Source organism: Aliivibrio salmonicida LFI1238, from assembly GCF_000196495.1.
Taxonomy (GTDB): Bacteria; Pseudomonadota; Gammaproteobacteria; order Enterobacterales; family Vibrionaceae; genus Aliivibrio; species Aliivibrio salmonicida.
Genome location: NC_011312.1, coordinates 1020059 through 1039078 on the forward strand (window position 1 = coordinate 1020059; position 19020 = coordinate 1039078).

21 protein-coding genes are annotated in these 19020 nt (G+C 38.0%); 16 read left to right on the forward strand and 5 right to left on the reverse strand.

From position 1 onward, the window contains the following. Positions 1 to 122 precede the first annotated feature (122 nt). The 11 genes from nrdR (at position 123) to VSAL_RS05145 (ending at position 9534) form a co-directional block, all read left to right on the forward strand. Positions 123 to 572 (forward strand): transcriptional regulator NrdR, encoded by a 450-nt coding sequence (nrdR, locus tag VSAL_RS05100; protein ID WP_012549693.1) that lies wholly within the window; start codon positions 123 to 125, stop codon positions 570 to 572. A 1-nt stretch (position 573) separates the two neighbouring features. Then, positions 574 to 1695, forward strand: coding sequence for a bifunctional diaminohydroxyphosphoribosylaminopyrimidine deaminase/5-amino-6-(5-phosphoribosylamino)uracil reductase RibD (gene ribD, locus VSAL_RS05105; protein WP_012549694.1), 1122 nt, complete (start codon positions 574 to 576; stop codon positions 1693 to 1695). A gap of 3 nt (positions 1696 to 1698) precedes the next feature. After that, on the forward strand, positions 1699 to 2355 hold the full coding sequence (locus tag VSAL_RS05110; protein ID WP_012549695.1) for a riboflavin synthase: 657 nt from the start codon (positions 1699 to 1701) through the stop codon (positions 2353 to 2355). Positions 2356 to 2391: 36 nt separating this feature from the next. Then, entirely contained in the window at positions 2392 to 3501 is a 1110-nt protein-coding gene (gene ribBA, locus VSAL_RS05115; RefSeq protein WP_012549696.1) for a bifunctional 3,4-dihydroxy-2-butanone-4-phosphate synthase/GTP cyclohydrolase II, read from the forward strand. Positions 3502 to 3650: 149 nt separating this feature from the next. Next, positions 3651 to 4121 (forward strand): 6,7-dimethyl-8-ribityllumazine synthase, encoded by a 471-nt coding sequence (gene ribH, locus VSAL_RS05120; RefSeq protein ID WP_012549697.1) that lies wholly within the window; start codon positions 3651 to 3653, stop codon positions 4119 to 4121. Next, the gene (nusB, locus tag VSAL_RS05125) at positions 4121 to 4588 is read left to right on the forward strand and encodes a transcription antitermination factor NusB (protein WP_012549698.1); all 468 of its coding nucleotides are present in this window, start codon (positions 4121 to 4123) and stop codon (positions 4586 to 4588) included. Before ribH ends, nusB begins: the two co-directional genes overlap by 1 nt. 89 nt (positions 4589 to 4677) lie before the next feature. Beyond that, positions 4678 to 5670, forward strand: coding sequence for a thiamine-phosphate kinase (thiL, locus tag VSAL_RS05130; RefSeq protein WP_012549699.1), 993 nt, complete (start codon positions 4678 to 4680; stop codon positions 5668 to 5670). Between the two features lie 2 nt (positions 5671 to 5672). After that, positions 5673 to 6176, forward strand: a complete 504-nt coding sequence (pgpA, locus tag VSAL_RS05135; RefSeq protein ID WP_012549700.1) for a phosphatidylglycerophosphatase A — start codon at positions 5673 to 5675, stop codon at positions 6174 to 6176. A 70-nt stretch (positions 6177 to 6246) separates the two neighbouring features. Next, complete coding sequence (locus VSAL_RS23755; protein ID WP_231850879.1) at positions 6247 to 6753, forward strand: type 1 periplasmic-binding domain-containing protein; 507 nt, start codon at positions 6247 to 6249, stop codon at positions 6751 to 6753. Further along, positions 6753 to 7292 (forward strand): substrate-binding domain-containing protein, encoded by a 540-nt coding sequence (locus VSAL_RS23760; protein WP_231850912.1) that lies wholly within the window; start codon positions 6753 to 6755, stop codon positions 7290 to 7292. The genes VSAL_RS23755 and VSAL_RS23760 overlap by 1 nt, the downstream gene beginning before the upstream one ends. Positions 7293 to 7296: 4 nt before the next feature. Further along, the gene (locus VSAL_RS05145) at positions 7297 to 9534 is read left to right on the forward strand and encodes a LuxQ periplasmic sensor domain-containing protein (protein WP_012549701.1); all 2238 of its coding nucleotides are present in this window, start codon (positions 7297 to 7299) and stop codon (positions 9532 to 9534) included. Here the strand turns inward: VSAL_RS05145 and VSAL_RS05150 are convergent. Further along, positions 9531 to 9806, reverse strand: coding sequence for a hypothetical protein (locus VSAL_RS05150; protein WP_012549702.1), 276 nt, complete (start codon positions 9804 to 9806; stop codon positions 9531 to 9533). The genes VSAL_RS05145 and VSAL_RS05150 overlap by 4 nt on opposite strands. A gap of 88 nt (positions 9807 to 9894) precedes the next feature. Between VSAL_RS05150 and VSAL_RS05155 the strand changes: the two genes are divergently transcribed. After that, on the forward strand, positions 9895 to 10245 hold the full coding sequence (locus VSAL_RS05155) for a putative quinol monooxygenase (RefSeq protein ID WP_012549703.1): 351 nt from the start codon (positions 9895 to 9897) through the stop codon (positions 10243 to 10245). Between the two features lie 69 nt (positions 10246 to 10314). Here the strand turns inward: VSAL_RS05155 and dxs are convergent, their stop codons facing one another. Genes dxs through xseB form a run of 3 tightly spaced genes read right to left on the reverse strand, consistent with a single transcriptional unit; the run spans position 10315 to position 13352 of the window. Beyond that, positions 10315 to 12198, reverse strand: a complete 1884-nt coding sequence (dxs, locus tag VSAL_RS05160) for a 1-deoxy-D-xylulose-5-phosphate synthase (RefSeq protein ID WP_012549704.1) — start codon at positions 12196 to 12198, stop codon at positions 10315 to 10317. A 22-nt stretch (positions 12199 to 12220) separates the two neighbouring features. Continuing rightward, positions 12221 to 13117 carry a (2E,6E)-farnesyl diphosphate synthase gene (gene ispA, locus VSAL_RS05165; protein WP_012549705.1) on the reverse strand — a complete coding sequence of 299 codons (897 nt, stop codon included), beginning with the start codon at positions 13115 to 13117 and terminating at the stop codon, positions 12221 to 12223. Further along, positions 13110 to 13352, reverse strand: a complete 243-nt coding sequence (gene xseB / locus VSAL_RS05170; RefSeq protein ID WP_012549706.1) for an exodeoxyribonuclease VII small subunit — start codon at positions 13350 to 13352, stop codon at positions 13110 to 13112. The genes ispA and xseB overlap by 8 nt, the downstream gene beginning before the upstream one ends. A gap of 279 nt (positions 13353 to 13631) precedes the next feature. Between xseB and pomA the strand changes: the two genes are divergently transcribed. The 3 genes from pomA (at position 13632) to thiI (ending at position 16955) form a co-directional block, all read left to right on the forward strand. Continuing rightward, positions 13632 to 14396, forward strand: coding sequence for a flagellar motor protein PomA (gene pomA / locus VSAL_RS05175; RefSeq protein ID WP_012549707.1), 765 nt, complete (start codon positions 13632 to 13634; stop codon positions 14394 to 14396). A 14-nt stretch (positions 14397 to 14410) separates the two neighbouring features. Then, complete coding sequence (locus tag VSAL_RS05180; protein WP_012549708.1) at positions 14411 to 15340, forward strand: flagellar motor protein MotB; 930 nt, start codon at positions 14411 to 14413, stop codon at positions 15338 to 15340. A gap of 166 nt (positions 15341 to 15506) precedes the next feature. Next, the gene (gene thiI, locus VSAL_RS05185) at positions 15507 to 16955 is read left to right on the forward strand and encodes a tRNA uracil 4-sulfurtransferase ThiI (RefSeq protein WP_012549709.1); all 1449 of its coding nucleotides are present in this window, start codon (positions 15507 to 15509) and stop codon (positions 16953 to 16955) included. A 61-nt stretch (positions 16956 to 17016) separates the two neighbouring features. Here the strand turns inward: thiI and VSAL_RS05190 are convergent, their stop codons facing one another. Continuing rightward, the gene (locus VSAL_RS05190) at positions 17017 to 17934 is read right to left on the reverse strand and encodes a LysR family transcriptional regulator (protein ID WP_012549710.1); all 918 of its coding nucleotides are present in this window, start codon (positions 17932 to 17934) and stop codon (positions 17017 to 17019) included. Positions 17935 to 18047: 113 nt separating this feature from the next. Here VSAL_RS05190 and VSAL_RS05195 point away from each other — a divergent pair, with 113 nt between their 5' ends. After that, positions 18048 to 18953 carry a DMT family transporter gene (locus VSAL_RS05195; protein WP_044583207.1) on the forward strand — a complete coding sequence of 302 codons (906 nt, stop codon included), beginning with the start codon at positions 18048 to 18050 and terminating at the stop codon, positions 18951 to 18953. The last annotated feature ends 67 nt before the right edge of the window (positions 18954 to 19020 follow it).

Below are 19020 nucleotides of genomic sequence, written 5' to 3' on the forward strand. Positions count from 1 at the left end.
AAGTTGGAAACCTTTAGTAAAGAATAAGTAAAAACTTTGTATTAGTTACGTCTTCTTAGTCTCGGTGATAGGCACCGATCCGCTTTTCTTGTACACTAAACAAAAAATAATAGGAGGCAAGAATGCATTGTCCATTTTGTAGTGCTACAGACACAAAAGTTATCGATTCTCGATTGGTTTCTGATGGTCATCAAGTTCGTCGTCGTCGCCAATGTTTGGCGTGCAGTGAACGATTTACTACGTTTGAATCCGCTGAACTTGTTATGCCTAAAGTGATTAAGTCTAATGGCAATCGTGAACCGTTTGATGAAGATAAATTATCGGGTGGTTTGTATCGTTCATTAGAAAAACGTCCCGTAAGTGCTGATTTAGTTGAGCTTGCTTTGAATACAATTAAATCAAAGCTAAGAGCTACTGGTGAACGTGAAGTACCTTCGGAGATGATCGGCAATTTCGTTATGGATCAACTAAAGGAACTCGATAAAGTGGCGTATATTCGATTTGCATCCGTATATCGTAGCTTTGAAGACATTAAAGAGTTCGGCGAAGAAATTGCAAAACTAGAGAAATAAAATGAAATTTACTCCTCAAGATCACTTGATGATGCAGCGCGCTATTCAATTAGCTAAACGTGGTATTTATACGACGGCACCGAATCCAAATGTGGGCTGCGTACTCGTTAAAAATGGTCTTATTGTTGGTGAAGGGGCACACCTTAAAGCGGGTGAGCCTCATGCTGAAGTTCATGCTTTACGCCAAGCAAGTGAGAATGCGAAGGGGGCAACGGCTTACGTTACTTTAGAACCGTGTTCTCATTATGGTCGAACCCCACCTTGTGCTGAGGGGCTAATAAAAGCAGGCGTAGTAAAAGTTATTTGTGCCATGGTTGATCCAAACCCACAAGTAGCGGGTCGAGGTTTAGCGATGCTAGAAGCCGCAGGAATAGAGACAGCGTCGGGCTTATTAGAAACGGAGTCTCGTGCACTGAATCCTTCATTTTTAACTCGAATGGAAACGGGTAAACCGTTTGTTCAATTAAAAATGGCGGCCAGCTTAGATGGTAAAACAGCGCTGAAAAATGGTGTAAGTCAATGGATCACATCAAAAGAAGCACGACAAGATGTACAGCGTTATCGTGCACAAGCCGGAGTGATTCTATCGACGGCAAAAACGGTCATTGAGGATAATGCCTCCCTTAATGTTCGTTGGAGTGATTTACCTAATTCAATTCAAGAATCGTATTTAGAAGCAGAGGTAAGGCAGCCATTACGTGTCATTTTAGATCGTCAACATCAACTTACTTCTGAACTTGCTCTGTTTAACACTACTGGGAACGTGGTTACCGTTTCTCACCAACCTTCACATCCTCTTAGCCATCCAGAAAGCCACTTGTATTGTGATCTTGATAATAATAAACAATTAGTATTGTCTGATGTAATACAAAAAATAGCCCAAGAACATAATGTAAACCATCTTTGGGTTGAAGCTGGTGCAACACTTGCTGCAAGTATGATTTGCGAAGGTCTGGTCGATGAACTTATTATCTATTTAGCGCCAAAGTTAATGGGTGCAGATGGCCGAAGTATAGTGAACCTCATCGGATTAGAAGCGATGTCTGAAGCAATTAATTTAGACATTAGTGATATTCGAATGGTCGGCAAAGATATTCGAATTACAGCAACAATAGTAAGGTAACGTATGTTTACAGGAATTATTGAATCAATCGGTACACTTCAAGCCATCACGCCTAAAGGTGAAGATGTTAGTGTCACAGTTAATGTTGGCAAATTAGACATGGGCGATGTGAAATTAGGCGACAGTATTGCGACTAATGGCGTTTGTCTAACCGTCGTAGCGATGACAAAAAATAGTTATACCGCTGATTTGTCTTTAGAGACATTAAAGCGTACTGGTTTTGTCCATTATAAAGCAGGCGATAAAGTCAATCTTGAAAAAGCGATGTTGCCGACAACTCGTTTTGGTGGACACATTGTCTCTGGCCATGTTGATGCGGTAGGGGAAATAATTGAACGTCACCAAACAGGCAGAGCGGTCGAGTTTTGGATCCAATTACCTCAGGATTTAGCTAAATATGTGGTAGAAAAAGGCTCAATAACGATCGATGGCATCAGTTTGACCGTGAATGATTTACGTAAAAATGCATTTAAACTTACTATTGTGCCCCACACTGCATCGGAAACAACGATGGATACATTCACTGTTGGAAAAAAAGTGAATCTAGAAGTGGACTTAATTGCACGATATTTAGAAAAACTTGTGATCGGACAGAAAGAAGAGCAACCTCAGTCTTCTGTTACGATGGATCTTTTGGCAAAATCAGGTTTTTTAAATTAACCATTTAACCTAACTAATATATTAAAGGTATTTCACATGGCAATTAGCTCAGCAAAAGACATTATTGAAGATATTCGCTTAGGTAAGATGGTTATTCTGATGGATGATGAAGATCGTGAAAATGAAGGCGATTTAATCATTGCAGCAGAAAAAATTACACCAGAAGCAATCAATTTCATGGCAACACATGGCCGTGGTTTAATTTGTTTAACAATGACAAAAGATCGCTGTGAAAAGTTAGGTCTGCCACCAATGGTGCAAGACAATAACGCACAATTTACAACTAACTTTACGGTTTCTATTGAAGCCGCTGAAGGGGTGACTACGGGTATTTCAGCAGCAGACCGTTCTCGTACTGTTGAAGCTGCAGTTGCTAAAAATGCCGTTGCTGCTGATCTTGTTCAGCCAGGCCACATTTTCCCTCTTGCTGCACAAGAAGGCGGTGTGTTAACTCGTGCTGGACACACTGAAGCGGGTTGTGATTTAGCTCGTTTAGCCGGTTTTGAACCTGCAGGTGTTATCGTTGAAATCCTAAATGATGATGGCTCTATGGCTCGTCGTCCTGACTTGGAAATTTTTGCTGAAAAACACGATGTTAAATTGGGTACGATTGCTGACTTAATTGAATACCGTAATAATAACGAAACAACGATTGAACGTGTTGCTGAGTGTAAATTACCAACAGAGTTTGGTGATTTTGATCTAGTGACGTACCGTGACACGATTGATAATCAGCTTCATTATGCAATGAAAAAAGAAAATACATCAGGCATTGCGCCATTAGTACGAGTTCACCTTCAAGACACCTTCACTGATATTCTTTATTCAGATCGTTGTGCAGAACGTAGCTGGACATTACCAATGGCAATGCAACGTATAGCGGCCGAAGGTGGTGTACTTATTATTCTTGGTAATGAAGAATCAACGGACAGCATTGTTCATAAAATCAAAGCATTAGAGCGTCAGGATAATGGTGAGTCGCCTACAATGGCGAAGAAGCAAGGTACGTCGCGTCGCGTTGGTGTAGGCTCACAAATCTTAGCGGATATGGGTATCTCAGACATGCGTCTGCTGTCATCTTCTTCAAAGCGCTATCATTCATTGTCAGGCTTTGGTCTGAATGTAGTAGAATACGTCTCAAAATAAGTGTATTGATGGGCTCTATTGTGTAAATAGAGCCCAAATAATTAGATATTTGTCACAAAGCTGTGATAGAATTCGCCGATTCTCACTATGATATGTAGTTGAAAATAGTTACCCAGTTTAATTGGAATAATATAGATACAGGAAGGCTTATGAACGTAATTGAAGGCGGCGTTGCTGCTCCTAATGCGAAAATTGCAATTGTCATTTCTCGCTTTAATAGCTTTATTAATGAAAGTCTACTTTCAGGCGCTATCGATACTCTAAAGCGTTTTGGTCAAGTATCTGAAGAAAACATCACTGTTGTTCGCTGCCCTGGCGCCGTAGAATTACCATTAGTTGCTCAACGAGTAGCTAAAACAGCAAAATATGATGCAATTGTTTCATTGGGTTCTGTTATCCGTGGTGGTACACCACATTTTGAATACGTATGTAGTGAATGCAATAAGGGTCTAGCACAAGTATCTTTGGAATATAGCATTCCAGTGGCATTTGGTGTTTTGACTGTTGATACAATCGATCAAGCAATCGAGCGCGCCGGTACCAAGGCTGGTAATAAAGGGGCGGAGGCTGCACTAAGCGCACTCGAAATGATTAATGTTCTGTCTCAAATAGAATCCTAATGGGAGTTAGTGTGAAACCAGCCGCACGTCGTAATGCACGTCAATTTGCGCTTCAAGCAATTTATTCATGGCAAATAAGCAAAGAAAATGTTGCTGCTATTGAAGAACAGTTTTTAACTGCAGATAAGTATGATGAAGAAGAGCATCATGCAAAAGAGCCTAAACTACAAGCTCCAGAGACAGATGTAGCGTACTTCCGCGATCTTTTCTCAGGTGTTGCTCTTAACCACATTAAGTTAGACGGTAAAATGCGTCCATACTTATCTCGTCCACTTCAGGATCTTGATCAGATGGAACTTGCGTTATTACGTATGTCTATCTATGAAATGATGAATCGTGACGATGTACCTTACAAAGTAGTTATCAATGAAGCGATTGAACTTGCAAAAGTGTTCGCAGCAGAAGATAGCCACAAATTTGTAAATGGTGTATTAGATAAAGCGGCTCCAACATTACGTAAAAAGTAAGTTGGAATTAGCATACTAATTAATACTAAAGGTCAGCTAATTGCTGGCCTTTTTTATATCTTAAATACAAGATAAGAATACTTAATAATATGACCAGTGAATTTAATTTAATTGAACGGTTCTTTGTTGAAGGGAACTTATCAAGAAAAGACGTAGAACTTGGTATTGGAGATGATTGCGCTTTAGTGTCAGTACCAGAAAATCACCATGTAGCCATTACGACAGATACTTTAGCTGCAGGAACTCATTTTCTTTTAACTGCTGACCCTGTCAATGTTGGTTACAAAGCGCTTGCTTCAAATTTAAGTGACTTAGCTGCGATGGGAGCAAAACCTACATGGGTGTCTTTGGCATTAACATTACCAGAGCCAAATGAAGAATGGCTTAAAGGGTTCTGTGAAGGTTTTTTTTGTTTAGCGAAATTGCATAACGTGCAACTTATCGGTGGAGATACAACAAAAGGGCCATTAAGTATTACAATTACAGTTCAAGGTATTGTTCCAAAGGGGGAAGCGATGACTCGTAAAGGTGCACTCTGCGGTGATGATATTTATGTGACAGGAACATTAGGTGATAGCGCTGCAGGTCTTGAGGTTATCCTTGAACAGACAAATGATATTGAATTACCCTTAGCAAAAGAGCTTGAACATCGACATTATTATTCATCACCACGAATCGAATTAGCGCAAGAAATACGTCATTTATGCCATTCGGCACTGGATATTTCTGATGGTGTAATTTCTGATTTAGGCCATATACTGAAACAATCAAACGTGAATGCATTATTAGAAGTCACTCTTTTGCCTATCTCTAATGAGCTAAAATCTTATCATCATGGTGATGATGAGAAGTGTCAAAAAATGGCATTAATAAGTGGAGAAGAATATGAACTTTGCTTTACTGCACCAAGAGAGAATCGCGAAGCAATAAAAAAAATAACGACTCTTTTAAATCAAAACGTTAGTATAATTGGTGAAATAACACAGGGTCCATTTACTAATTTACAGAGTGGCGTACAATTAGTGAAAGAAGGCAAGCAATTAGATTGGAGTCTATACGGTTACGATCATTTCAGGAGTTAAGCATGACAAATCCATTAGCACTTATTAGTTTAAAAAATCCGTGGCATTTATTAGCGACAGGCTTTGGCAGTGGTTTGGCTCCTATTATTCCGGGAACGATGGGCACCCTTGCTGCGATACCATTTTATTTATTATTGGCTCAGCTTCCCTTTTACCTTTTTGTAATTGCAGTGATTTTTTCTGCTCTTATTGGTATTAAGATTTGTGATATTACGTCTTCAGATATGAAAGTACATGATCACGGATCTATTGTGTGGGACGAGTTTGTTGGTCTTTGGATCACTATGAGCATTGTGCCTTATTTAAATTTATCAGTAACAGATTGGAAATGGTTACTTACAGGGTTTATATTATTTCGATTTTTCGACATGGTAAAACCTTGGCCAATTGGATGGCTAGATAGTAAAGTTCATGGCGGCGTTGGTATTATGATTGATGATATTGTCGCTGGATTTATGGCTCTAATTAGCTTGTGGTTAATTGGTAAATATTCTGGTTGGTTGTAAATGAGTAAAACTTGTTTAACGTTAAGATCTCTATTTGTTGTTACTTTTTATTGTTTAAGTAGCGTGAGTTTTGCTCACGCTGACCCAGTGCTTGTTGGTTATTGGTTATTGGGGATATGATGAGTATTTAGCAGAGCACCCAAAAGAAAAAGTGCTTACAAATGAGTTAAGAGTCATGGTTAATAATGAACCTATTCCATTGACGATTAAACAAGAAAGACCAATTAAAATTTCCTTTATTTATCCAGGTGAGCAGTCATCTGATTATTGGACTCGAAATATTGTCGCATTTGAATCTCGATTAAAATCTTTAGGTATTAATTATGAATTAATACAAGTATCGACACGCCTCAATGTTGATTTTAAAGAACAGAGTCGATCATTATATGAAGCCATAAATAATAAATCTGATTATTTAATTTTTACATTAAATACAAGTCGACATCGTAAGTTTGTGGAGCATGTAATTCAAAGCCCCGATATTAAAATAATACTTCAAAATATAACGACACCAGTAAAAGCATGGGCTGATAGTCAACCATTGTTGGATTTGACCATATTATTGGTACGAGGTTAATTGCTGATTACTTTAAAAATCGATTTCCTGATGGTGCTAAATACGGAATGCTTTATTATTCGTATGGTTATTTAAGTACGGCAAGAGGCGATGTTTTTGTACAATCAATGGATAATAATAAATATACATTAACGTCGTCATATTATACGGAAGCGACGGCAGAGAGTGCCTATAAAGCGACTCAAAATATCATGAAAAATAACAGTGATGTTGATTTTATTTATGCATCATCAACAGATATCGCTCTTGGTTCAATTGAAGCGTTAGGGGAGATGCCGACTTTGAATCCCCTTGTTAATGGATGGGGAGGAGGCTCTTTAGAGCTAGAGGCGATTGAAGATGGAAGGTTAGATGCAACCGTTATGCGTATGAATGACGATACCGGAGTGGCAATGGCTGAAGCGATAAAGCTGGATTTAGAGGGAAAGGAAGTACCGACTGTATTTTCTGGCGATTTTGAAATGGTAACATCAGAAACGACAGAAGAAGAGTTACGTCAATTTAAAGAATGCGCATTCCGTTACTCAGGAATTGATTGATCGCATGAATGATAAAAGAAAAGTACTGAAAAAAGCGTCGTTAGCCGATTTAATATTTCGTGCTATTTTTATTATATTTTCTATTTTGACCGTAGGCATTACTATTCATACTTATCAATTAAGCGTGAATACCATTAATGAAGAAGTTAAACGGAATTTAGAACAAACATCGGCACTATTAGAAAATTATTTTAATCATCGTTTAGCTATTTTACAAATTAGACAAGATACCGATGCGGGCAGCCTCGGACTAACAGATCATTATGGTAATGGTCGAATTTTAAATTTAGAACAATATTTTTCAGATATAGAAGCTAAAGAACCCTCAAACTCACCTGACTTTCGTTTTCTTGAAGCAAATAATCATGTTTTTTGGAGCGATGATAATCATTTGTTTCTTGGTATGAACTCTGAAAATTTAAAATATATTATAGATAAAAACATTTATATTAATACGTGGTATTACTTAACGGTTACTACAGATGAAAAAATAACGCATCTTTTGATTAGGCGAACACCTGTTGTTAGTTCTTTTACTGGAGAAGTTAGAAGTTATTTATACAATGCCGCAATATTAAATAATAATATTTCGTTTGTTCATAGTTTAAAGAGAGTGAGTCGTAGCCAAGAAATATTTATCGTTAATAATAAAAAATTAATATCGTCAACGATAAAGAAAAGTACCCCTAGATACGCAGAGGTCGAAAAGTGTATCGGAAATGGTGTAGATACCTTTTCTGGAAAAATATTAAATTATACCCCGCTAAAAATAAAATCATTAAATGGTTCTTTATCGATCGTATCGTTAAAAAATAAAGAGAATGTGACTTTACTTGAACAGCGTTTTATTTACAGTGTTGTTCTTTCCTTTTTTGTATTGATTGCTATTGCGGTATTAGTCCGTGGCCTATTTGAACACCGAATTTTATTAGCATTAAACGCGCTTCTTTCTTATGCAAAAAGTGTATCGAAAAAGAATGGGAATAAGCATTATCTTGGCAGTGGGATTCTTGAATTTGATCAAATAGGCGCAAAGCTTGAAGGTATCTTTATTGAGCTTATTGAGGCAAAAGAAGAGAGTCATAAAGCACAAGCAGCCGCTGAAAAATTAACGCTAGTAAAATCTGATTTTCTTGCAAGAATGAGCCATGAAATCCGCACGCCACTGAATGGTATTCTAGGGATCTCTGGTTTATTAAAACAAGCGCAACTTCCTTTAGAGCAGAAAAAACAAATTCAAATCATTCATCAAGGGGGAGAGCATTTATTAGCGGTATTAAACGATATTTTAGATTTCTCTCAGATAGAGCAAGATAAGTTAAATATTAATTTTGAAGAGTTTGTTCTTGATGATGTACTCGATACGATTAATGCGATATATACGCCACTTTGTATGGAAAAAAATATTACGTTCAATCTAAATAATAACATTGATAATAATGTTATTTTATATACAGATAAAGTTCGATTAACTCAAATCCTATTTAATTTATTGAGTAATGGCGTGAAGTTTACTGAGATTGGACAGGTCACCCTTAGCTTAAATCTTGAATCAAAAAATGGACAAATATTTTTATGTTTTGATGTTGAGGATACCGGGGTTGGTATTGATATTGAAAACCAAGCATCGGTGTTTGACCCATTTATACAAGTGGAATCGACTGGAACAAGAAAATTTGGTGGCAGTGGTCTCGGTTTGGCGATCGTTAAGCAATTATTGCATTTGCTTAATGGGTCGATTACGGTTGTTAGCTCACCGGGTTTAGGGACGTCATTTACGATTAGGCTTCCTGTTGAAGTGATCGAGTATAAAAAAGAACTGCCTTTAGCCGCTTCAAGTCATAATGAATATTTATTGCCAACAAATTTGAAAGTATTATTGGTAGAAGATAATAAATCTAATGCGTATATCGCAAAAGCATACTGTCAAAAATACAGCTTAGATGTAACGTGGGTAACTTCTGCGGCTGAAGGGATTCAAATGATTAAAGAACACTCATTTGATTTGGTTTTGATGGATAATCAAATGCCAGAAATGAGTGGGATAGAAGCCACAAGATACATAAGAAAAATACTTAATTTGAGTCTGCCAATTTATGCTTATACTGCAGATGTTTTAGAAGACGCGACAAACGAATTCTTATCTGCAGGTGCGGATTACATTATAACTAAGCCAATTAAAGAAAAATCGATTTTAGATGCTTTGGTTTTTTATAAAGCAGAGCTAAAACGGAAAAATTAACTGCGTTTAATTCGAACAACTTTCATTATTTCAAGTTCAAAACCGGCAAGAGACTCAGTACTAGGATAGTAAGTCATGTTTACGTTCGCGCCTTTAAGTGATTTGTAGGCTTGGCTTCGTTTAAATTTAAACGGAGTATTGCAGTTTTCAATCATAACGGTATGCAGCACCCAATCCCCAACTTCACGTTGAGTGTGAGAGGTTACTTTCATATCCGTACTATGAGTTAAGTCTTGATGTTTATTCAACATTTTATCTACGTCTGATTTCATTGGGCTCACCAGTAATATATATACAAAACCATGATAATCTTATTTTCAACGCATTGTTACTATTCAACCATAATATAGGGAAATTACCATGTCTAAGAAAGTCTATTGCATTGCTCAATTTTTACCAAAAGAAGGTAAATTGAATGAACTATTTCGTGTGCTGCAAGCGTTAGAGCCTAACACTATGCGAGAAGATGGTTGTCAGCAATATACAGTGACTCGTCAGTTACAGAGTCCATTTGCTGAAGGAGAAAGCTATCCTATTGCATTCAATGAGATTTGGGCTAATAACGATGTATTTGAGGCTCATTGCCAACGTGAAGAAATTAAACAATTTTTTGAGCAGCAATGCATTGCTGAAGATGGGTTGGTCGATAAGTGGAATGTATGTATTTATAGTGATGAACCGAATGATTTTGATGCACCGAAATTAAATTAGATAATCGTACTTATTACAGTGATAAAAAATGCCACAACGTTGTGGCATTTTTTTATGAAATGATATGAATTATAAATCCAGATAATCTCGGATTTGTTTTTCAATACCTGTTGCATCTAACATTAACTCAGCATGCATTTCTTCTTGTGTTCCTTGAGCAATAAATTGGTCAGGTAAGCCAAGTTGAAGTACTGGTTTGATTAGACGGTTTTTCATTAGGAACTCAATAACGCCTGAGCCGGCACCACCTGAAATTGCATTTTCTTCGATGGTCACTAATACATCATGGCTTGTGACTAACTCACAAAGTAAGGTTTCATCTAACGGTTTAGCAAAGCGCATATCGGCAACCGTTGCGTCTAGTTTTTCTGCTGCTTCTACACTGTTCGATAAAAAGGTGCCGAAGTTTAAGATAGCAACACGTTCGCCTTTTTCTGTGATTTTAGTTTCACGGATTAATCGACCTTTACCTATTTCTAACGCTTGCATCTCTTTATTAACCTCAATACCGGTCGCACTTCCTCGAGGATAGCGAACAGCACTTGGTCCAGTATGTTTATGTCCCGTATAAAGCATCTGGCGACATTCGTTTTCATCGCTTGGGGTCATAATTACCATGTTTGGAATACAGCGCATAAAGCTGATGTCAAAAGCACCTTGATGGGTTTGACCATCGGCACCAACCAGACCAGCACGGTCGATAGCAAACATTACAGGTAAATTCATGATGGCAACATCATGAATCAGTTGGTCATAACCACGTTGTAAGAACGTTGAATAAATGGCGACAATAGGATTATAACCTGCGATAGCCATACCACTGGCTAGCGTTACTGCGTGTTGCTCTGCAATTGCGGTATCAAAATATTGACCTGGGAATTCTTTTGAAAAACGAACCATGCCAGATCCTTCACGCATTGCAGGCGTGATGGCCATTAATTTGTCATCGTCCTTTGCCATATCACAAAGAAAATCACCAAAAATATTTGAGAACGTTGGTTTTCCACCTGATGACTTCGGTAATGAGTGATTGCTTGGATCAAATTTAGGTACACCATGGTAGCTAATAGGATCTTTTTCTGCAGGCTCATAGCCTTTGCCTTTTTTCGTCATAATGTGTAAGAACTGCGGACCTTTTAGGTTGCGCATATTCTTAAGAGTACGAACTAATTCGTTTACATCATGACCATCGACAGGGCCAATATAGTTAAAGCCTAGTTCTTCGAACATCGTTCCAGGAATGACCATCCCTTTGATATGTTCTTCAGTACGCTTAAGTAATTCTTTAATCGTAGGGGTACCAGAGAGTACTTTTTTACCACCTTCACGAATGGAGGTGTATAAACTGCCTGATAATACGCGAGCTAATTGATTATTAAGTGCGCCAACATTTTCTGAAATTGACATCTCATTGTCATTTAAGACAACTAACATATCTGGATGTATATCACCGGCGTGGTTTAATGCTTCAAACGCCATGCCTGCCGTAATAGCACCATCACCAATAACACTAATGACTTTTCTATTGGCTTGCTCTTTTTCAGCACAGATAGCTAAACCCAGAGCGGCGCTTATCGAAGTTGAAGAGTGACCAACAGAAAGCACATCATATTCGCTTTCATCGCGCCATGGGAAAGGGTGTAATCCATCTTTTTGACGAATGGTAGACAGTTTTTCACGACGACCCGTTAAGATCTTATGAGGGTAAGCTTGATGGCCTACATCCCAAATAAGTTGATCAAATGGGGTATTGTAGACGTAATGTAAAGCGACAGTCAGTTCAACAACACCAAGCCCAGAAGCTAAATGGCCACTCGATTTACTGACAGACTTTAAAAGATAAGCACGAAGCTCATCACATAAAGCAGGTAGGCTTTCTTTTGGCAAAGAACGTAGTTCATCTGGTGTGTTTGCCAAAGCCAGAATTGGGTATTTTGAAATATCAAGTGACATAATTATTCAGCGCTTATCTGTTTTAGTTTTTACGCTCGATGACGTATTGAGCGAACGCTTGCATTGCATCCGTGTTATATGGAATATCATCTAATGCAGTGATAGCCGTTTGGTATAATTGTTCTGCTTTCAGTTTAGCACCATCAAGGCCTAATAAAGCAGGATAGGTACTTTTCTCTAAGGCTATATCAGAGCCTTGAGGTTTTCCTAATGTTTCGGTGTCACTTGTGATATCTAAGATATCATCTTGAACTTGAAAGGCGAGACCAATAGCGTCTGCGTATTTTTCAAGTTGTGGAAGTATTTGTTTGCCTTTTTCACCAGCACATAACGCACCAAGTTGAATGGCACTTTTCATTAATGCACCGGTTTTGTTGGCATGGATTTGCTCTAAAGAGAGTAAATCAACTTGCTTCCCTTCGGCTTGTAGGTCAAGTGATTGACCCATACACATCCCTGATGCCCCTGATGCTTTAGATAATACTCGGATCATATCAATACGCGAGGATTCTGCTTCTTCTGCTAGGGTACCGTTAGCCAAAATTTCAAAGGCTAAGGTTTGCAATGCATCGCCAGCGAGAATGGCTGTTGCTTCATCGAATTTAATATGACAAGTCGCATGACCACGACGTAAATCGTCATTATCCATAGCTGGTAAATCATCATGAATTAATGAGTAAGAATGAATACATTCAACTGCCGCCGCAGGTGCATCTGCATGCTCACTATCTATGCCTAACATGTTAGCCGTAATATAGACGAGATAAGGACGTGCGCGTTTGCCACCTAATAGTAATGCGTATTTCATTGCATCAGTAAGCGGTTGTTGTTGAATTTCAATCTTTTCAAACCATTGATTTAAATGTTCAATGTTACGCTGTTGAAAAATAGGCAGTTGTTGTTTTAGTGAATCAGTCATCATTGGCATCAAAAGGGGTTAGTTCTGCATTATCATCAGCTTGAAGGAGAATATCGACACGTTGTTCAGCTTGAGTCAGTTTTTCTTGACCTGCTCGTGCTAATGAAATGCCACGCTCAAATTTCTTTAAGGCATCTTCAAGGGGCAAGTCGCCACTTTCTAACTGATTAACGACAGAATCCAATTCTTCAATTGCCGCTTCAAACGTCAAATTTTCCGGTTTTTTTACAGCCATAATGATTCACTCTTAAAATGATCCAAGAAAGGTAACTCAGAGAGGGGAGAGGGTCAATTGAACTGGTGAGAAAGTGTAGGATAAAGGTAAAATTTAGTAATAAAGGGTTACTTTTTAATCTAACGCGCTTTAAAGCATGTTTTTTCACAAATAAAATTAAACCATCCTGCATTGTGGTCGATATAAAAAGAAGCGGTAAAAATCTGCCATATATTAGTGGCTTAATTTTTGCTTAGCACACTATACATAAACACAAGCAGCAAGATAGGGGAGCGCTCTGTGGATTTAGCAACGTTAATAGGCTTAGTTGGTAGTTTTGCATTTATCATCATGGCAATGGTACTAGCGGGTGGCCTAGCCATCTTTATGGATGTTACATCAGTTCTTATTGTATTTGGTGGTTCAATATTTGTTGTACTAATGAAGTTTACGGTAGGTCAATTTTTTGGCGCAGGTAAAATTGCGGCTAAAGCTTTTATTTTTAAAACCGATGAACCCGTTGATTTAATTGTCACCATTGTTGAAATGGCTGATGCTGCTCGAAAGGGAGGTTTTCTTGCACTAGAAGAAAAAGAGATCAGCAATTCATTTATGCAAAAAGGCATTGATTTATTGGTTGATGGTCATGATGCGGAAGTCGTTAAAGCGACACTGCAAAAAGACATCGCATTGACGAATGAGCGACATGAAAAAGGCATTGGTGTTTTTACCGCCTTTGGTGATGTAGCACCTGCAATGGGTATGATCGGTACACTAATCGGCTTGGTCGGTATGTTATCAAACATGGATGATCCTAAGTCAATTGGTCCTGCCATGGCTGTCGCACTTTTAACGACGCTTTATGGTTCAGTTATTTCAAATATGATTGCATTCCCTATTGCACATAAATTGGAATTACGTAAAGAACAAGAAAAACTAAACCGTCGTTTGATCCTTGATGGCATTCTTGCTATTCAAGATGGTCAAAATCCTCGTGTTATTGATAGTTATCTACGTAATTATTTAAACGAGAAAAAACGCGTTGTTGATACTGGCGAAGAATAGACTAGGAGCTCATGATGGAAGATGAAGATAAGTGTAAATGTCCTCCTGGTTCCCCTATATGGATGGCAATATTTGCGGATTTAGCAACGCTATTGATGTGTTTCTTTGTTTTATTGCTTTCTTTTTCGGAAATGGATGTACTGAAATTTAAACAAATTGCAGGCTCCATGAAATTCGCGTTCGGCGTTCAGAATGTGCTTGAAGTAAAAGACATTCCAAAAGGGACAAGTGTGATTGCGCAAGAGTTTAGACCTGGGCGACCAGAGCCGACACCGATTGAAGTGATTATGCAGCAAACGATCGATATTCCTCAGAAAACATTGGATTTTCATGATGGAGAATCGGATCGTGCGGGTGGTTCAAAACGCGAAGCTGGTAATTTAACTGGTGGAGAATCATCGTCCACATCGACGCAAACTAATGCGCAAAGTGACGCTGAATCTCAAAGTCAAAACCAGAGTCAGCAAGAGTTAGAAGAGACAATTAAAAAAGCGTTAGAGCGTGAAATTGCGGAAGGTGCAGTAGAAGTTGAAAACTTAGGTCAGCAACTTGTTATTCGTATTCGTGAAAAAGGTGCATTCCCTGCGGGGTCCGCATTTTTACAACCTAAATTTCGCCCGTTGATTCGTCAGATTGGTGAGCTAGTTAAAGATGTTCCGGGCATTATTCGTGTTTCTGGTCACACTGATAACCAACCATTAGAGTCGGAATTATACCGTTCTAATTGGGATCTATCAGCTCAGAGAGCGGTATCGGTTGGGCATGAAATGCTGCGAGTTAAAGGGTTTAATAGCGATCGTTTACGAGTTCGTGGTATGGCATCAACAGAACCATTAGGTCCTAATAAAACAGCCGCGCAACGGGCTCGAAACCGTAGAGTTGAAATCAGTATCATGCAAGGTAAACCGTATGAAAGTGATGAAGTACCTGTAGCGAAAAACTAAACAAGACTAATTACGTAACGTAATTAGGGATATTAAACAGGAAAGGCGGGTTGAATTAGCAACCTGCCTTTTTTTTGGGTATAATCTTGCGCCTCAGATTAGGGCATCGCCAATCTAATCTAATCGTATTTATTTGATCGTTACACCACACCAGTGAAGCCTATTTATGAAGTTTATCGTTAAGCCACATCCAGAAGTTTTTGTTAAAAGTGATTCAGTACGTAAGCGTTTTATTCGTATTCTTGAAACGAATTTACGTAGCATCATTCAACGTGATACCAAAGGCGTTGAAGTGATTAACCGTCGTGATTACATTGAAGTTTCAGGTCTTGATGGCACATACCGTAATCAAGTACTTACGGCTGTAACGCATACTCCGGGTATTCACCATACGTTAGAAGTAAAACAAACAGCATTTGCTGATATGCACGACATTTATGAACAATGTTTAGAGATGAACCGTGAGATCATTGAAGGCAAAACATTCTGTGTTCGTGTGAAGCGTCGTGGTACTCATCCATTTACCTCGATTGAATTAGAGCGTTACGTAGGTGGCGGTTTAAATCAGGCGGTTGAATCTGCAAAAGTAAAATTAAAAAATCCTGACGTTACCGTTAAGTTTGAAGTTGAAAATGAAAAACTAAACTTAGTGATTGCTCGTCATAAAGGTCTTGGTGGTTTCCCTCTTGGAACTCAAGAAGACGTATTAAGCTTGATCTCTGGTGGCTTTGATTCAGGCGTTTCAAGTTATTTACATATCAAGCGTGGCTCAAAAGTGCATTACATGTTCTTTAACCTAGGTGGCCCTGCTCACGAAATTGGTGTTAAACAAGTTTCTCATTTCTTATGGAAGAAATATGGTTCATCTGCAAAAGTAAAATTCATTGCGGTCGATTTTGAACCTGTGGTTGCTGAGATCCTTGAGAAAGTTGATGATGGTCAAATGGGTGTTATCCTAAAGCGTATGTTTATGCGTGCAGGTGGCATGGTTGCTGAGAAGTTAGGTATCCAAGGTATGGTTACTGGTGAAGCGCTAGGTCAAGTATCAAGCCAAACACTGACTAACTTACGTCACATTGATAATGTCACTGATACATTGATTCTTCGCCCGCTAATCAACTGGGATAAAGAAGACATCATTAATGTTGCTCGTGATATTGGTACCGAAGATTTTGCTAAAACAATGCCTGAGTACTGTGGTGTTATTTCTAAGAAACCAACCATCAAAGCTGAAAAGTTAAAATTAGAGAAAGAAGAAGCTAAGTTTGATTTTTCTATTCTTGATCAAGTAATTTACGATGCTCGTGTGATGGATATTCGTGCGATTGAAAAAGAAAGCCAAGAGCAAGCACCTGAAGTTGAAATGGTGTCTGAGTTAGGTTCTGATGTGGTTGTTCTTGATATCCGTAGTGCGGAAGAAGAAGATGAAAGTCCATTAATCATTGAAGGCGTAGAGGTTAAACACTTACCTTTCTTTAGAATTGCGACTCAGTTTGGTGATTTAGACCAATCTAAAGAGTACTTATTGTACTGTGATCACGGTGTAATGAGCCGACTTCAAGCGTTATTGTTAATTGAAAATGGCTATAAAAATGTGAAAGTTTACCGTCCGTAACACGCGACGTGTTAATTCGGTAGAATGAGATAAAGAGAGCTGAATAATTAGCTCTCTTTTTTTATGTCTGCGTTTTAAATTGTTGAACCATGAAATCAATAAATACTCTCAACCGATTAGGCATATGATTACTTCTTAAGAACTGCATGATGATCTCACCTGTGTAATTTCCCTGAAGTGTCCAATCTGGCATTACTTCTATTAACTTCCCATGAGTAAGATCTTCTCTTACAACAAAGTCAGGAAAGACACCAATACCAAGATGGTGTTTAACTGCATCCAATCGCATTTCTGTGTGGTTAACAATAAACCGACCATTAACCGTCATGGTTAAGCACTCATTACCTTTCTCAAATAGCCATTGGTTATCATGTTGAGTTTCACCAAGGTATAAACAGTCGTAAGCACTTAATTCCATAGGATGGTTGGGGATTCCTTTTTGTTTTAAATACTCTGGAGAAGCACAAAGGATCAAATCTACATCCCCTAGTTTTTTAGCGACTAAGTTTTCTTGAGGACTATTTGTAAGTTTGAAAATTAAGTCAAGATTGTCATGAATAGGATCGCAAGGTTGATCGGTTACTTTTATCTTGAGAGTAATGTGTGGGTAGTGATGAACAAAGATACGAAGAAGAGGTTGCAGCACTTTATTACCAAAGGCTTTCGGTGTGGCAATCCTTAATTCACCTTCAATTTTATTGTTATTACTGTCAGATACGTTTACAACCTCTTGAGCGTTATCGACAATGTTTTTACAATAATTATAAGTATCTTGTCCAGCAACGGTCAGAATTTGTTTTCTAGTCGTTCTTTCTAATAGCTTCACTTGTAGTGCTTTTTCAAGACGAGAAACCTGACGACTTACTCCTGATGGTGTCATATCAAGAATGATCGCAGCTTTACTGAAACTTCCTGAGTCCACCACGGTTACAAAGGCAGCCATATCTGGTAATAGGGTAATTAGCTTATTTATGTCCATCAGTCACAAAAGATTTGATTTAAGAGGGGATTATTTAACCTATCAGTTTCCAGTATGTTAGTGCAAATAAGGATGTGAGTTATGTTATCTCACAAAGAAAAAAGAGAATAGCGATGGAAAGCTGTGTAACTAGAGAGCAACAAGGTTCCCTTAATCAATATATTCCTCCTTTGATGTTATTACTTGTCGCTATATTTTGGGGAACAAGTTATGGGATTGCGAAAGAAGCCCTTTTATTTACTGGAGTGTTGGTTTTTTTAATGATTCGGTTTGTTATGACGACACTCATTTTATTACCCATCGTTATTTATCGAAAAAATATAGCGCATTGGAAATCGGTTATTCCAACAGGATTTATTTTATTTTTAATCTTCATTTGTGAAACGTATGGAATAAAAAACACGACAGCGTCTAATGCTGCTTTCCTTATTAGTTTATTTGTCGTTTTTACTCCATTTGTTGAATGGCTGATAAATAAAAATAGACCCACGAATAAGCTCTTCTTTTTATCTATTATGTCTGTCATTGGTGTGTTTTTATTAACCAATGCTAACGTTCATCAAATTAATATAAATATTGGCGATGTTTTAATGTTAATGGCGGCCGTATTAAGAGGGTTTATGGTCGTATTGACTAAAAAAGTGATGGTTGATAAAGAGGTTGACCCTATTATGGTGACAAGCGTTCAATCAAGTGTTGTCTCGATTCTTTCTATTATTTTATTGTTGTCTATTCATGGTACTGAATTTATTGACACCATTCCAATGGAGTTCTCTTTCTGGCTGTTAGCTCTTTATCTTGTTTTATTTTGTACCGTATTTGCTTTCTATGCTCAAAATTACAGCGTGAAGAGGATGTCACCGATCAGAGTGTCTATTTTAATGGGAAGTGAGCCTATATTCGGTGCTCTGTTTGCTTTTTTATGGTTGAGTGAAAGTTTTACTGTTATTCAAATAATGGGAGCAAGTCTTATTTTTATCGTAACCTTCATAGTGACGAGAAAAGAAACCGTATCATAGTGTAGAGAAAGAAAAAAGAAGGAAATCCCAATGGCAATTTTATTTGGTATTGGGATTTCAAGCATCC